Origin of the sequence: Paraburkholderia strydomiana (genome assembly GCF_046030495.1) — a bacterium.
Taxonomy (GTDB): Bacteria; Pseudomonadota; Gammaproteobacteria; order Burkholderiales; family Burkholderiaceae; genus Paraburkholderia; species Paraburkholderia strydomiana_A.
In genome coordinates, this window is record NZ_JAQQCJ010000030.1 from 65,562 (window position 1) to 80,033 (window position 14,472).

The 14,472-nt window shown below is 64.0% G+C and carries 13 protein-coding genes; 2 read left to right on the forward strand and 11 right to left on the reverse strand.

Annotated features, from left to right (window positions below):
- Positions 1 to 54 precede the first annotated feature (54 nt).
- From PQQ53_RS29835 to PQQ53_RS29860, 6 genes are all read right to left on the reverse strand, one after another.
- On the reverse strand, positions 55 to 606 hold the full coding sequence (locus PQQ53_RS29835; protein ID WP_408147786.1) for an LPS-assembly lipoprotein LptE: 552 nt from the start codon (positions 604 to 606) through the stop codon (positions 55 to 57).
- A 92-nt stretch (positions 607 to 698) separates the two neighbouring features.
- Complete coding sequence (gene leuS, locus PQQ53_RS29840; protein ID WP_408328190.1) at positions 699 to 3,290, reverse strand: leucine--tRNA ligase; 2,592 nt, start codon at positions 3,288 to 3,290, stop codon at positions 699 to 701.
- 179 nt (positions 3,291 to 3,469) lie between these two features.
- Positions 3,470 to 3,913 (reverse strand): ExbD/TolR family protein, encoded by a 444-nt coding sequence (locus tag PQQ53_RS29845; protein WP_408147783.1) that lies wholly within the window; start codon positions 3,911 to 3,913, stop codon positions 3,470 to 3,472.
- A gap of 105 nt (positions 3,914 to 4,018) precedes the next feature.
- Positions 4,019 to 4,729 carry a MotA/TolQ/ExbB proton channel family protein gene (locus tag PQQ53_RS29850; RefSeq protein WP_408147781.1) on the reverse strand — a complete coding sequence of 237 codons (711 nt, stop codon included), beginning with the start codon at positions 4,727 to 4,729 and terminating at the stop codon, positions 4,019 to 4,021.
- Between the two features lie 88 nt (positions 4,730 to 4,817).
- Positions 4,818 to 5,615 (reverse strand): 4-hydroxy-tetrahydrodipicolinate reductase, encoded by a 798-nt coding sequence (dapB, locus tag PQQ53_RS29855; RefSeq protein WP_408147779.1) that lies wholly within the window; start codon positions 5,613 to 5,615, stop codon positions 4,818 to 4,820.
- A 156-nt stretch (positions 5,616 to 5,771) separates the two neighbouring features.
- Positions 5,772 to 6,620 carry an outer membrane protein assembly factor BamE gene (locus PQQ53_RS29860; RefSeq protein WP_408328192.1) on the reverse strand — a complete coding sequence of 283 codons (849 nt, stop codon included), beginning with the start codon at positions 6,618 to 6,620 and terminating at the stop codon, positions 5,772 to 5,774.
- 158 nt (positions 6,621 to 6,778) lie between these two features.
- Between PQQ53_RS29860 and fur the strand changes: the two genes are divergently transcribed.
- Complete coding sequence (gene fur / locus PQQ53_RS29865; RefSeq protein WP_035548620.1) at positions 6,779 to 7,207, forward strand: ferric iron uptake transcriptional regulator; 429 nt, start codon at positions 6,779 to 6,781, stop codon at positions 7,205 to 7,207.
- Positions 7,208 to 7,314: 107 nt separating this feature from the next.
- On the opposite strand, the gene PQQ53_RS29870 is transcribed toward fur, so the two are convergent.
- From PQQ53_RS29870 to PQQ53_RS29880, 3 genes are all read right to left on the reverse strand, one after another.
- Positions 7,315 to 7,827, reverse strand: coding sequence for an ureidoglycolate lyase (locus tag PQQ53_RS29870; RefSeq protein ID WP_408328196.1), 513 nt, complete (start codon positions 7,825 to 7,827; stop codon positions 7,315 to 7,317).
- A 12-nt stretch (positions 7,828 to 7,839) separates the two neighbouring features.
- Complete coding sequence (gene alc / locus PQQ53_RS29875; RefSeq protein WP_408328198.1) at positions 7,840 to 8,850, reverse strand: allantoicase; 1,011 nt, start codon at positions 8,848 to 8,850, stop codon at positions 7,840 to 7,842.
- A 135-nt stretch (positions 8,851 to 8,985) separates the two neighbouring features.
- The gene (locus PQQ53_RS29880; protein WP_408147771.1) at positions 8,986 to 10,314 is read right to left on the reverse strand and encodes a C4-dicarboxylate transporter DctA; all 1,329 of its coding nucleotides are present in this window, start codon (positions 10,312 to 10,314) and stop codon (positions 8,986 to 8,988) included.
- Between the two features lie 226 nt (positions 10,315 to 10,540).
- Between PQQ53_RS29880 and PQQ53_RS29885 the strand changes: the two genes are divergently transcribed.
- Positions 10,541 to 11,233 carry a FadR/GntR family transcriptional regulator gene (locus tag PQQ53_RS29885; RefSeq protein ID WP_408147769.1) on the forward strand — a complete coding sequence of 231 codons (693 nt, stop codon included), beginning with the start codon at positions 10,541 to 10,543 and terminating at the stop codon, positions 11,231 to 11,233.
- A gap of 107 nt (positions 11,234 to 11,340) precedes the next feature.
- Here PQQ53_RS29885 and gap read toward each other — a convergent pair whose 3' ends face one another.
- On the reverse strand, positions 11,341 to 12,351 hold the full coding sequence (gene gap / locus PQQ53_RS29890; protein WP_408147768.1) for a type I glyceraldehyde-3-phosphate dehydrogenase: 1,011 nt from the start codon (positions 12,349 to 12,351) through the stop codon (positions 11,341 to 11,343).
- A gap of 95 nt (positions 12,352 to 12,446) precedes the next feature.
- On the reverse strand, positions 12,447 to 14,468 hold the full coding sequence (gene tkt, locus PQQ53_RS29895; RefSeq protein ID WP_408156462.1) for a transketolase: 2,022 nt from the start codon (positions 14,466 to 14,468) through the stop codon (positions 12,447 to 12,449).
- Between the last annotated feature and the right edge of the window lie 4 nt (positions 14,469 to 14,472).

Below are 14,472 nucleotides of genomic sequence, written 5' to 3' on the forward strand. Positions count from 1 at the left end.
GCGAGGTTGAACAGGTGTGGTGAATCACACACGGCAGCGGATACGCCATCACGCTCACAGCGGCGGCGGCGGCAACGGCGCACGCGGCGCGACGGCCGGCACACCTTCGCCCGGCGCCGGATTCAGCGAGCGCACGACCCCCAACCGGCGAATCAGTTGGTCGATCGCGTCGTTTTCCATATCGGCGAAGAGGATGTCGGACTCGGCGGCCTTCGCTTGCGAGAACTGGTCGCTATAGGTCATCGCGCGGTTCAGCGCGATCACGCTCGACGGAATCAGGATGGTGCCGTCTTTGCCGGTCAGCGTGTAGGTCATCGACAGATTCAGTTGATATTCCGCGACCACGCCCAGCGAGTTCAGCGTCAGCGTGCTGGTACTACGGCCTTGCGTGATCCGCAGCAGCGCGTCGGCATTGGCCGGCGAGTTGACCACGACCGTGTCGCTGCCACCCTGCACCATGCGCGTGAGCCGCGCGACGGCGGCCGGGGAACCGCCCGAAACATAGAGGCGCTTGAATGCGTAGTCCTGCTGGCCGCGCAGCTGGAAGCCGCAGGCCGACAACATCATCACGCTGCAAGCCAGCGTCAAAAACGATCTGCGAGTCACATTGGCTCCCGGTTCGCAGTAGATTCCGCAGCGCAGACAAACGCCGCCGCGCGCGGCGGCGTCCCTGTCTGCCGACATGTTTTCGTGGACCGTCAAACGACCACGTTCACGAGACGGCCCGGCACCACGACGATCTTCTTCGGGGCCTTGCCTTCGCTGAACTTCGCGACCATCTCATGCGCGGCCGCGAGCTGCTCGATCGCTTCACGAGTCGCGTCTTTCGCCACGGTGAGCGCGCCGCGCACCTTGCCGTTCACCTGCAGCACGAGTTCGATCTCGGCCTGCTCCAGCGCCTTCTCGTCGACCTTCGGCCATGCCGCGTCGAGCAGCGAGCCGAATTCGTCGGCGTAACCGAGTTCCTGCCACAGCTGGAACGTCAGGTGCGGCACCACCGGGTACAGCACGCGCAGCATCACGCTGTAGGTTTCGCGCAGCACGGCCGGCTGGGCGCTCTTCGCGCTGTCGAGCGCGTTGAGCATCTTCATCGCGGCCGACACCACCGTGTTGTACTGCAGACGCTGATAGTCGAAGTCGGCCTGCTTCAGCACGCTGTAGATCTCGCGGCGCAGCAGCTTGTCGGCCTCGCCGAATTGCGCGGCGTCGAGTTGACCGCCCGCACGCAACGCGGCTTCGTTCGTGTGACCGAAATTCCACACGCGGCGCAGGAAGCGGCTCGCGCCTTCCACGCCCGAACCGGACCACTCGAGCTGTTGCTCGGGGGGAGCCGCGAACATCACGAACAGACGCGCGGTGTCCGCGCCGTGCTGATCGATCAGCAATTGCGGATCGACGCCATTGTTCTTCGACTTCGACATCTTCTCGACGCCGCCGAGTACCACCGGCTGGCCGTCCGCGTTCAGGATCGCGCCGACCGGGCGGCCCTTGTCGTCGAACGACACGGTGACGTCGGCCGGGTTGTACCAGGTCTTCTTGCCCGCTTCGTTTTCGCGGTAATACGTTTCGTTGAGCACCATGCCCTGCGTGAGCAGGTTCTTGGCCGGCTCGCCGAATTTGACGAGGCCGAGGTCGCGCATCACCTTCGCCCAGAAGCGCGAGTACAGCAGGTGCAGGATCGCGTGCTCGATACCGCCGATGTACTGGTCCATCGGCGCCCAGTAGTCGGTGCGCTCATCGACCATGGTCTTCGCATCCGGCGACGCGTAACGGTAGAAGTACCAGGACGAATCGACGAAGGTGTCCATCGTGTCGGTTTCGCGTTTGGCCGCGCCGCCGCAGCTCGGGCAGGCGCAGTTCACGAACGCTTCGGACTTCGCGAGCGGATTGCCCGTGCCGTCCGGCACGAGGTCCTCAGGCAGCACCACCGGCAGATCTTTTTCCGGCACCGGCACGTCGCCGCACGCCGGGCAGTGGATGATCGGAATCGGCGTGCCCCAGTAGCGCTGACGCGACACGCCCCAGTCACGCAGACGCCACGTGATCTGTTTGTCGCCGAGGCCGAGTTCCTTCAGGTCTGCCGCGATCTGGTCGACTGCTGCTTCGTATGCGAGGCCGTCGTACTTGCCGCTGTTGACCAGCGTGCCGGTCTTCTCGCCGTACCATTCCTGCCAGGCGTCAGTCGAGAATTCCTTGCCTTCGACTGCCACTACCTGTTTGATCGGCAGATCGTATTTCTTCACGAACGCGAAGTCGCGCTCGTCGTGCGCGGGCACGCCCATCACCGCGCCTTCGCCGTAGCTCATCAGCACGTAGTTGCCGATCCACACTTCGACCTGTTCCTGCGTCAGCGGATGCGTGACGTAGAAGCCGGTGCCCATGCCCTTCTTTTCCATCGTCGCGACGTCGGCTTCGGCCACGCCGCCGCGCTTGCACTCTTCGATGAACGCCTGCAGCTCCGGCTTGCCTTGCGCGAGGCGCGAGGCGAGCGGATGCTCGGCGGCGATCGCGCAGAAGGTCACGCCCATGATCGTGTCGGCGCGCGTGGTGAACACGCGCAGCAGCTTCTGTTCGCCGTCGATTTCATACGGGAAGCCGAAGTTCACCCCGAAGCTCTTGCCGATCCAGTTCTGCTGCATGATCTTGACGCGCTCGGGCCAGCCGAGGCCGTCGAGGTCGTTCAGCAATTCGTCCGCGTACTGCGTGATGCGCATGTAGTACATCGGGATTTCGCGCTTCTCGACGAGCGCGCCCGAGCGCCAGCCGCGGCCGTCGATCACCTGCTCGTTGGCGAGCACGGTCTGATCGACCGGGTCCCAGTTGACGGTGCCGGTCTTCTTGTACGCGATGCCCTTTTCGAGCATCTTCAGGAACAGCCACTGGTTCCACTTGTAGTAGTCGGGACTGCAGGTCGCGATTTCGCGGGTCCAGTCGATCGCGAGGCCCATCGACTGCATCTGCTTCTTCATGTAAGCGATGTTGTCGTAGGTCCACTTCGCGGGCGGCACGTTGTTGGCCATCGCGGCGTTTTCCGCCGGCATACCGAACGCGTCCCAGCCCATCGGCATCAGCACGTTGTAGCCGTTCATCCGCAGATAGCGGTACATCACGTCATTGATCGTGTAGTTGCGCACGTGCCCCATGTGCAGCTTGCCCGACGGGTACGGCAGCATCGAGACGCAATAGAACTTGGGCTTGTCGGTGGTTTCCGTCGTCTTGTACGCGTCGATGGCGCGCCATTGCCCTTGCGCGGCGGATTCGACGTCGGAGGGAACGTATTTTTCGTGCATGGTGTGATGGGATCGCTGGGTTCGGTGCTTTCGCACCGGCCGCTTTGGTGCTCTGCTGAATGAAATGACGTCGTTTCCCCGTCAGCGGGGAAAGGGCTGATTATACCGTTCGCGGACGGCTACGCCGCGCGGGATGGTGCGCGGGCGCAGAGCTGTGCGTGTGCAGCGCGGCGCGGGGTTTAATGCGCCGCGTCCGTCGGCGGCGGGTCCGTCACGAAACCGATCCGCTCGAGCCCGGCCTGCTGCGCCGCGCCCATCACCTGGGCAATGACCTCGTAGCGCGTCGAGCGCTCCGCGCGCAGATGAATCTCCGGCTGCTCCGACTGCTGCTTCGCCTGGCTCGCCGCCTGCGCGAACTGCGTGCGCATCTGCGCGAGCGTGATGAGGTTACCGTTCCAGTACAGCTTGCCGGCGGCGTCGATCGACAGGGAAATGGTTTGCGGCGTCTCGCGCGCGGGCGTGGCCGCGACTTTCGGCAGATCGAGCCGGATCGCGTGCGTGAACAACGGCGCGGTAATGATGAAAATCACCAGCAGCACCAGCATCACGTCGATCAACGGGGTCATGTTGATCTCGGCCATCGGCGCAGCCGTCTGCTTTTTCTCGAGTCCGCCGAATGCCATGATCGCCTCCTTCCGTCTGAGCTTTCCGTGCGCGCTTTCCGCTTGAAGTCTGATGCCGGGCCTGCTGGCCTGGGCGTGATGCCTCGGCTTCTGTGAACCGCGCGCCTAGTGGGTCGAAGCCTGCTCCGCCCGCACCGGCGCGTGAGCCTGCTCGGCGGGCGCGCACACGTACGCGTGCAGATCGTGCGCGAAGCCGTCGAGTTCTTCGGACAACTGCCGCACGAGACGCCCGAGCACGTTGTACGCCAGCACCGCCGGAATCGCGACCACCAGACCGAACGCGGTCATGATCAGCGCTTCGCCGACCGGGCCCGCGACGTTCTCGATCTGCGCCTGACCCGCCGCGGCGATGCTGCCGAGCGCGTGATAGATGCCCCACACGGTCCCGAGCAAGCCGACGAACGGTGCCGTGGCGCCCACCGACGCCAGCAGCACCTGGCCGAATTCGAGCCGCCGCTGCGACGCGTTGAGCGCCAGGCGCAACGCGCGCAACACCCGCTCGCCGCGCTCGACACGCGCGAGCAGCGCGCCCGGAATATCCACCTCGGCCGCATGCAGCGCCGCTTCGGCGAGCGGCAGGAAGACGCGCTCCCGGTCCGCGCGCCGCAACACCGCGACGCCCTCGGACAGCGTCGGCGCCTGCCAGAACTGCGCAATCGCCCGCGTGGCCTGACGTTTGGCGCGAGTCAGGATCCAGCTCTTGACGATCAGAAAGCACCAGCTCGCAATCGACATGGCCAGCAGCACATACGCGACCCCGTGCGTGATCGCGTCGCTGGTTTGCAGGTAATGGATGATGCCGCTGCTGCCTGCCATCTGACCTCGCAGGGGAAAAGTGAATTCAGGGCGTGCGCCGGGGCCGCGATGCCGCCGGGCCTACGTGCATAAACCGCGCAAGGCCCGCTCAACGCAGGCCGAGCACGTCCTGCATGTCGAAAAAGCCGGCCTTATGGCCTTCGAGGAAATGCACTGCACGAAGCGAGCCTTGTGCATACGACAGCCGGCTCGACGATTTGTGCGTGATTTCGATGCGCTCGCCGGTGCCCGCGAACAATACCGTATGATCGCCGACGATATCGCCGCCGCGAATCGCCGAGAAGCCGATCGTGGACGGATCGCGCTCGCCGGTCACGCCTTCGCGGCCGTAGACCGCGCAGTCGTCGAGATTGCGGCCGAGCGCGTTGGCGATCACTTCGCCCATGGTCAGCGCGGTGCCGGACGGCGCGTCGACCTTGTGACGATGATGCGCCTCGATGATCTCGATGTCGTAGCCCGTCGCGAAATGCTTCGCCGCGTATTCCAACAGCTTGAGCGTGACGTTCACACCCACGCTCATATTCGACGCGAACACGATGGCGACCTTGTCCGCCGCAGCGCGCAGTTGCGCTTTCTGCTCGTTGTCGAAGCCGGTCGTGCCGATCACCATCTTCACGTTGTGGCGCTGCGCCGCTGCAAGATGCTCCAGTGTGCCGGCCGGGCGCGTGAAGTCGATCAGGTAATCGGATTCGGCGAACACGCGCTCGATGTCGTCGGTCATCAGCACGCCCGTCTGCTTGCCGAGAAACGCACCGGCGTCCTGCCCGAGTTGCGCGGAGCCCGCGCGCACGAGCGCGCCGGACAACGTGGCGGCGGGATCATTGAGGACGGTTTCGATGAGCATGCGGCCCATACGGCCCGATGCGCCAGCAATGGCAATTTTCATGGCTACGAGGGTTCGAAAAGACAAAACCCGGCAAATGCGGGCAAACGCGGCGGCGGCGGGCAGCACGCCCGGGCGCCGCACTCATTGGACAAGCGGAGAATCCGGCGGGCGCCGCGCGCATGGCGCCGTGCCCGCCTTAAAGCAAGGACAGCGAGATTAGTCGCCCGTTCCCGATGTCGACGGCGACGACGTCACTGGCGCGTTGGACGTCGAGCCGCTGTTGCTGCTTTGCGGGCCCGTCGGTCCGACCGGATTGCTCTGCGTGGTCGGGCCCGGCGGCGGCGGACGGTGGAACTGGAACTGCGGCTGTCCGCCGGAGGTCGGCCCTTGCGACGGCACGCCCCCCCCGTTCGCGGTCGGCGCCGTGGAACGCACCGACGACGGCCCGTTCGACGGCGACTGCACCGCATTGGTCGCACGATTGGCGGCTTGCGCGGCCTCCGCGTTGGCGTCCATGGACGGCGCGCCGGCTGCGGCGGCGCCCTCGACCGACGGCGAACGCGCGGTGTCCGGCGTGGCCGGGGCTTGCGCCGTGGCCGTCGGCGCGCTTGCGGCATTCGCCTCGGCGGCGCTGGCCGCGCTCGGCGCGTTCGCCACCGCCCTTCGGTTGCCACGGCGGTCGCCGTCGATCTCGGCCAGCAATTCGAGGTTGGACGGCAAGTCGTCGCCACCCGTCCAGCTCGCGACGATGTCACCCGAGAAGAACACGACGAAGTCGCGCTGCTGCACGATAGCGGTCGAGCCGCGCTTGAAATAGAACACGTAGTCCCAGCGGTCCGCGTGGAACATGTCGGTCAAAAGCGGCGTGCCGAGCAGTTGGCGCACCTGCGCGCGCGTCATGCCGACCTTCATTTGCGACGCCATTTCACTCGAAACGAAATTGCCTTGCACCACCGTGATCCGGTACGGCGTGATGCTTTGCGCGACTCGCTGCGTGAGACTGTCGTACGTGGAACATCCGGCAAGAACCGCGACAGTCGCAACAGCGATCAAGGTACCCCGCATGCGGCTCCCCCGGTAGATCAATTGAGATTTTGAAATCATTTCACTCACCGTGCGGGCCCGCTGGCGGGCCGCGCGAGTTTCATTCCATCGAAGATGACCAGAACGGCAAAAACACATTACTATGAGAGCCCAGCATTGTACTCTAGGGATCCCTTGTCATGACCAATCCAACCGATCTCAAGAATATCGGGCTCAAGGCGACCCTTCCGCGCCTCAAAATTCTTGAGATTTTTCAGCACAGCCCGGTACGTCATCTGACGGCCGAAGACGTGTACCGCAACCTCCTGCACGAGGAACTCGATATCGGCCTCGCAACCGTGTATCGCGTGCTGACGCAATTCGAGCAGGCGGGTCTGCTCTCGCGCAGCAATTTCGAATCGGGCAAGGCGGTGTTCGAACTCAACGAAGGGTCGCATCACGACCATCTCGTGTGTCTCGACTGCGGGCTTGTGGAAGAGTTTTTCGATGCCGAAATCGAGAGCCGTCAACAATCTATTGCGAAGGAACGCGGCTTCAAGCTGCAGGAACACGCGTTGGCGCTGTATGGCGCCTGTACGAAGGAGAATTGCCCGCATCGCAAGCATTGACGCCGTTGCGCCGCTCGCGCCGGGGTGCGCGAGGCGGCAATGAAAAAGACCCGGCCGATGTGAATCGGCCGGGTCTTTTTACGTTCACGGCGGCGGTCTATGTGCTGCTATGCGATAAGTTCGGCGCTTATTTCAAACGCCAGCCGCCACGGCTCGGCTAATGGCAGTTCATCGCAATTGTTGCCTTCGCCGCCACGATCGACCACCACGAAGTCGCTCACCTGATCGAGCGCCAGCAGCGGGTGATGCCAGACTCCTTTTGCGTAGTTCACGCCCTGCCAGGCGTCGGTCCAGAAGGCCCGCATACGCGCCGGATCGAACTCGCCCGGCGGCGCGACCACCACCAGGTAGCGGCCCTGTCGTAAGGGAATGAAAGCCTGGCTGCCGAGCGGATGCCGCTCCATCATCGTGATGTCGACCGGCAGCGTGCGCGGCTGCGCGCGAAACAGGTTGATCAGCGGGCGGCCGCCCTGCGCCGTCACGTCGACGGCAGCGAGATCGTGATAGCGCTCGGTCGTGCCGCCATTGATCGCGAAATGGCGCGCGCCGTCCAGCTCGATGACTTCGCCGAACGGTGCGAAGGCCGCCCGCGTCAAACGTTCCATCTGCAATGTCTTCATCACGCGGCTCCGTTAAGCGATCTCGCCCCACAGACGCAGGCGCGACACGCCGCCGTCCGGAAAGATATTGAAACGCACGTGCGTGACCGGCCCCAGCGACGCAAGGCCGTCCGCGAAGGTGTGGACGTGGTCCATTTGCAGCTTCTGTTCGCCGAGCAGCACCGGCCAGAACATCGCCTGCGTGACGAGCGAGTCGTCCGTGCCGCCCGTGACCGACGCCGCCTGCAGCGAACAGCGGTCGGGGAAATTCCCCTTGAAATGCGCGGTGTCCACTTCGACCTTGCGGATCACGCCCGGTCGCGCCAGCGCAACGATCGCCCAATCGTTGCCCGGTTCGCGGCGGCGTCGCGTTTCCCAGCCGTCGCCCATGTTGACGCCGCGGCCTGGCATCAGCATCTGCGAAGCCGGTCCAAAGTGCTGGTTATTCGCGGCGACGAGGTACGCGCCGTTTTCGATCGCGGCGAGATCCAGCAGCGTGCCGCGCTCGACTCGCTCCCAGTCGCGCTTCGGTTGGCCGTACACGCGTAGCCGCGCGAGGCCGCCGTCCGGATACAGATTCACACGCAGATGAGTAAACGCACGCGCGTCGTTCACTTCGACGTAGTGGTGCTGGTTGCCCTGCAGCGTGGTGGCCGGCACGAGCGTTTGCCAGTCGGCATTGTCGGGCGGCACGTCGCCGTCCGCATAACAGGCGTCGATCGACGCGGCGGGCGGGAAATTGCCGGTGAAGTGGCTCGTATCCATGTCGACGCCGTACACGACGCCCGGCCGCGCGAGCCGGATCACGCAATGGTCGTGACCGGTGGTGCGTTTGCGGCGGGTTTCCCAGCCGTCCATCCACTTGCCATGGTCGTCGTATTTGCCGGGGATGAAGACCGCCGGCTGCGGTTCGAGCATGCGTTCCTTCGGCGCGAAGAATTCGTCGCTGGCGAAGAGCGCCTTCGCGCCCAGACGCGGGTCGGCGAGGTTCATGTAGCGGCGCGTGAAGGCAGGAGCGTTGGGGTCGAGGATCGGATTGGCCATAGTCTCGGTCAGGCTGCGGAAAGATGAAGGACAAGCGGCGGAGTCACGGTATCCGCCGCTGTGGAAAGCGCGCGCGTCGGCGCGCGAAATCTCGGTTCAGATAGCGAATCTGTCGCGTGTGTCGTGCAGCTCGCGTCAGATCGCCTGGGCGTGTTCGCCGCCGACCGGCTCGGCGCCCACGTCACCCCCCGCCGGCACGTAACGCAAGGCCGCGTCGCGGTTCAGCACGCGATGAGCGCGCGCCCGGTCGATGTCGTTTTCCCAAACGGCCACCACCACCGTCGCGACGCAGTTGCCGATCAGGTTGGTCAATGCGCGGGCAATGCCGACGAACCAGTCCACCGGCAGGATCAGCACAAGCCCGAGCACGGGAATCGCCGGAATCGCGGACAAGGTCGCCGCCAGAATCACGATGGCCGAGCCGGGAATACCGTGCGCGCCCTTCGACGTCACGAGCGACACCAGCACCACCACGATCAGGTCGTGCATCGACAACGGCGTGTTGGTGGCCTGTGCGATGAAGATCACCGCCAGGGTCAGATAGATCGAAAAACCGTCGAGATTGAATGAATAGCCGGTCGGAATCACGAGGCCGACGGTCGAATCCTTCACGCCCATCCATTCGAGCTTGCGCATGATCTGCGGCAGCACGGCGTCCGACGATGCCGTACCGAGCACGATCGACAGTTCCTCGCGCAGATAGCGAATCAGCTTGAAGAGGCTGAAGCCGGCGAGCCGCATCACGACACCCAGCACCACCGCGACGAACACGAAACAGCTCGCGTAGAACACGAGCACCAGCATGCCGAGCTGCTTGAGCGACTCGACGCCGTAGGTGCCGGTCGTGAATGCAATCGCACCGAGCACGCCGAGCGGCGCAAGTTTGATGATGAAGCCCATTACGCGGAAAAACACCTGCGACAGTTCGTCGATCAGGCTGCTCACGCGCTGCGCCTTCTTGCCGAGCAGCGACAGCGCCGAGCCGAACAGCACCGAAAACACCAGAATCTGCAGAATGTCGCCGGTCGCGAATGCGTTGATCGCCGTGTCGGGAATGATTTTCAGCAGGAAGCCGGCCGTGTCTTTCAGGCTCTTCGCGTGCTCGGTGTAGGTGGCGAGCGAGGCCGGATCGAGTGAACGCAGATCGATGTTCATGCCGACGCCGGGTCGCGTGACGTAGGCGAGCACCGCGCCGATCACGAGCGCGATCGTCGTCATGATTTCGAAGTAGACCACCGCCTTCAGCCCCACGCGCCCGACCTTGCGCAGATCGCCGGCATGCGCCATGCCGCTCACCACCACGCAGAACACGATCGGACCGATCACCATCTTGATCAGCTTGAGAAAGCCGTCGCCGAGCGGACGCAGCGATTGCGCGAAATGCGGATAAACCGCGCCGATCACAATGCCCGCCACTAGCGCTATGACGACCCGGCCAAACAGCGAATTGAAAAATTTCAACACGGCTTCCTCCTGGTTTCGATCTTACCTGTTCAGACTGGTCCGACCAGTTCTGTTATGGCCAATAGTAGGAAGCCGATATACTGGCGTCAAGGATTCATAGAACAGTGTTTACCCGTTGTTTTTCCAGCCGTTTCGGGTCGGGTCACCATTCTCGTCCGCGTGACGGCGCACGTGTTCAGACAGCGTATTACAATGCTGGTCAGACCGCGCCACCCTGTGAGCCACGATGAAAAACGTTCCGCATACCGTCACCGATGCCGCCATCGCGACCATCCGCGAACGGATCGAAGCGGGCGACTATCCGGTGGGCAGTCTGCTGCCGGCCCAACGTCAACTTTCCGAAGAACTGTCGATCAGCCGCGCGTCGCTGCGCGAGGCGCTCTCCACGCTCGAGGCGCTCGGTCTGCTGGTGATCCGGCCCGGCAAGGGCGTGTATGTGGAAAGCGCGCAGGCCGCGGCTGCGCAATCGTGGCGTTTCGCCGAGCAGTCGTCGCTGCCGGACACTTATCAGATGCGCTTCGCGCTGGAAGGCTTCGTCGCGCGCATGGCGGCGCTCGCCGTGAGCGACGCCGACCTCGCCTGGTTCGAGAACAACATCACGGAGATGCAAACCGCGCTCGCCTGCGACGAACTCGACGAAGCCGCGCGCCTCGACTACGCGTTCCACATGCGGATCGTGAGCATTGCCGGCAATGCGGCAATCGAATCGATCCTGCAAAGCAGCGCGGAAATCATGAAGGAAAGCCAGCGGATGCCGTTTTACCGGCGGGAGCTGGTGCTATCCACGTACACCGAGCATCGCGCGATTCTGGACGCGCTCAGCGCCCGCGACTCCGCGGCGGCGGGCAAGGCGATCGAAACCCACATCTCGAACGCGGCGCAACGCGCCGGCGTTCATTTCCCCACGCCGCAGATGTAAAAAAGCCGCTCCGAGGAGCGGCTTTTTTTGCCCTTGCCTTGCCTTGCCCTGCCGTGCCGCCCGAGACCGGCTTCACAGCGCAGAGCGCACGAGGGAGGCGCGATAACTTACTTCGCGTTGGCGAGCGCCACAGCCGTGTCCAGCATGCGGTTCGAGAAACCCCACTCGTTGTCGTACCAGCTCGACACCTTCACCAGACGGCCCGACACCTTGGTCAGCGTCGAGTCGAACGTCGACGAAGCCGGGTTGTGGTTGAAGTCGATCGACACGAGCGGTGCATCGTTGTAGCCGAGGATGCCCTTCAGCGCGCCTTCCGAGGCTTCCTTCATGATCGCGTTGACTTCTTCGACCGTCGTGTCGCGCGCGGCGATGAACGACAGATCGACGACCGACACGTTGATCGTCGGGACACGAATCGCGTAGCCGTCCAGCTTGCCGTTCAGTTCCGGCAGCACGAGACCGACCGCCGAAGCCGCGCCGGTCTTGGTCGGGATCTGGCTGTGCGTCGCCGAGCGAGCGCGGCGCAGGTCTTCGTGGTACACGTCGGTCAGAACCTGGTCGTTCGTGTAGGCGTGGATCGTCGTCATCAGGCCGTTCACGAGGCCGATCTTGTCGTTCAGCGGCTTGACGAGCGGTGCCAGGCAGTTCGTCGTGCACGATGCGTTCGAGATCACCGTGTCCGATGCCTTCAGCACGTTGTGGTTCACGCCGTAGACGATCGTTGCGTCGACGTCCTTGCCGCCCGGCGCCGAGATGATGACCTTCTTTGCGCCGCCCTTGATGTGCGCGCTAGCCTTTTCCTTGGTCGTGAAAAAGCCCGTGCATTCCATCACGACATCGACGTTCAGCTCGCCCCACGGCAGTTCGGCCGGGTTGCGGTTGGCCAGCACGCGGATCTTGTCGCCGTTGACGACCAGGTAGTCGCCGTCCACCGATACTTCGCCCGGAAACTTGCCGTGCGCCGTGTCGTATTGCGTCAGGTGAGCGTTGGTCTTGGCATCGCCGAGATCATTGATGGCGACGATTTCGATATCGTGCTTCTTGCCGTTTTCATAGAAGGCGCGCAGGGTATTGCGGCCGATCCGGCCGTAGCCGTTGATTGCGACGCGAATCGTCATGGTCTATCTCCTGATGGCTGAAAAAATACGTCTCGTTCGTCTGACAGGCTGCGTTGCCGCACGTTCGCACGCCATGCGGCAACGCCTGCTCCATATCAGCCGAGTGCGGCTTTAGCCGTCTCTACCACGTGCTCGACGGTGAAGCCAAAATGCTTGAACAGCACGCCAGCCGGGGCCGATTCGCCGAACGTGTCGATCCCGACCACGCCGCCTTCCAGACCCACGTACTTGCGCCAGAAATCCGTCACGCCCGCTTCGACCGCGACGCGGCGCACGCCGTGCGGCAGCACGCGCTCGCGGTACTCGGCGTCCTGCTTGTCGAACACCGTGGTCGACGGCATCGACACGACACGCGCCGCGATGCCTTCGCGTGCCAGCGGCTCGATTGCGTTCAGCGCCAGCTCGACTTCCGAGCCGGTGGCGATCAGGATGATCTTGCGCGCGACGATCTCGTCGTTCCAGTCGCGCAGCACGTAGCCGCCCTTCTCGATGTTGGCGATCTGCGCGTCCGTGCGTTCCGAGAACGCCAGGTTCTGACGGCTGAAGATCAGGCACGACGGGCCGTGATGTTCGACCGCGTGGGTCCAGGCCACCGCCGTTTCGACGGTGTCGGCCGGGCGCCACACTTGCAGGTTCGGAATCAGGCGCAGGCTCGCGACGTGTTCGATCGACTGGTGGGTCGGGCCGTCTTCGCCCAGACCGATCGAGTCGTGCGTGAACACGAAAATGGACGGCGCTTTCATCAGCGCGGCAACGCGCAGCGCGTTGCGGCTGTAGTCCGAGAACGTCAGGAACGTGCCGCCGAACGCCTTGAAGCCGCCATGCAGCGCAACGCCGTTGATCGCGGCGCTCATGCCGAATTCGCGCACGCCGTAGTTCACGTAGTTGCCGGCAGCCTTGCCTTCCGCATTCACGCGCACCGGCTTCGCGGCCTTCCAGTTGGTCAGGTTCGAGCCGGTCAGGTCGGCGGAACCGCCGAGCAGTTCGGGCAGCACGACCGACAAACCTTCGATGGCCTGCTGCGATGCCTTACGCGTCGCGATGGTTTCCGCGCGCTCGTTCGCGCCGGCGATGATCGCCTTCGCTTTTTCTTTCCAGTCCGCCGGCAGTTGCTTCGCGTCACGGCGCTTGAATTCGGCCGCTTCCTGCGGGTATTTGGCCGCGTAGGCCGCAAATGCCTTGTCCCATTCGCCTTCGACGTGCGCGCCGGCTTCCTTCGCATCCCACGCCGCGTAGACTTCCTGCGGAATCACGAACGGCTCCCACTTCCAGCCGATCGCTTCACGCGTGGCCGCGACTTCCTTGTCGCCGAGCGCCGAGCCGTGCGAATCATGGCTGCCGGCCTTGTTCGGCGAGCCTTCGCCGATCACGGTCTTGCAGCAGATCAGCGTCGGCTTGTCGGACAGCTTGGCCTGCTTGATCGCGGCGTCCACTGCGTCGACGTCGTGGCCGACCACGTTCGGGATCACGTTCCAGCCGTACGCTGCGAAGCGCTTGGGCGTGTCGTCGTGGAACCAATGCACCACTTCGCCGTCGATCGAGATGCCGTTGTCGTCGTAGAACGCGATCAGCTTGTTCAGCTTCAGCACGCCGGCCAGCGAACACGCTTCGTGCGAGATGCCTTCCATCAGGCAGCCGTCGCCGACGAACACATACGTGTGGTGATCGACGATCTTCGCGTCGGGCTTGTTGAATTCGGTGGCGAGCAGCGACTCGGCGAGCGCCATGCCGACCGCGTTCGCGAGACCCTGGCCGAGCGGGCCGGTGGTGGTTTCAACGCCCGGCGTGATGCCGTATTCCGGGTGGCCCGGCGTCTTCGAATGCATCTGGCGGAAGTTCTTCAGCTCTTCCATCGGCAGATCGTAGCCGGTCAGGTGCAGCAGCGAGTACAGCAACATCGAGCCGTGGCCGTTCGACAGCACGAAACGGTCGCGGTCAGCCCACTGCGGATTCTTCGGGTTGTGACGCAGATGACGCGACCACAAAGCCACGCCGATTTCGGCCATGCCCATCGGCATGCCCGGGTGACCGGAATTCGCTTTTTGAACGGCGTCCATGGACAACGCGCGGATTGCGTTGGCCATCAAAGAGGTGGGTGCGGGAGACGAGGTCGTCATGTCG

What these genes read in the sequence shown, in the direction of transcription:
- PQQ53_RS29860 (WP_408328192.1), bottom strand. Translation starts at nt 6,620, where the DNA reads ATGCGGGGTACCTTGATCGCTGTTGCGACTGTCGCGGTTCTTGCCGGA.
- dapB (WP_408147779.1), bottom strand. Translation starts at nt 5,615, where the DNA reads ATGAAAATTGCCATTGCTGGCGCATCGGGCCGTATGGGCCGCATGCTC.
- PQQ53_RS29850 (WP_408147781.1), bottom strand. Translation starts at nt 4,729, where the DNA reads ATGGCAGGCAGCAGCGGCATCATCCATTACCTGCAAACCAGCGACGCG.
- fur (WP_035548620.1), top strand. Translation starts at nt 6,779, where the DNA reads ATGACCAATCCAACCGATCTCAAGAATATCGGGCTCAAGGCGACCCTT.
- alc (WP_408328198.1), bottom strand. Translation starts at nt 8,850, where the DNA reads ATGGCCAATCCGATCCTCGACCCCAACGCTCCTGCCTTCACGCGCCGC.
- PQQ53_RS29870 (WP_408328196.1), bottom strand. Translation starts at nt 7,827, where the DNA reads ATGAAGACATTGCAGATGGAACGTTTGACGCGGGCGGCCTTCGCACCG.
- PQQ53_RS29845 (WP_408147783.1), bottom strand. Translation starts at nt 3,913, where the DNA reads ATGGCATTCGGCGGACTCGAGAAAAAGCAGACGGCTGCGCCGATGGCC.
- gap (WP_408147768.1), bottom strand. Translation starts at nt 12,351, where the DNA reads ATGACGATTCGCGTCGCAATCAACGGCTACGGCCGGATCGGCCGCAAT.
- PQQ53_RS29885 (WP_408147769.1), top strand. Translation starts at nt 10,541, where the DNA reads ATGAAAAACGTTCCGCATACCGTCACCGATGCCGCCATCGCGACCATC.
- tkt (WP_408156462.1), bottom strand. Translation starts at nt 14,468, where the DNA reads ATGACGACCTCGTCTCCCGCACCCACCTCTTTGATGGCCAACGCAATC.
- leuS (WP_408328190.1), bottom strand. Translation starts at nt 3,290, where the DNA reads ATGCACGAAAAATACGTTCCCTCCGACGTCGAATCCGCCGCGCAAGGG.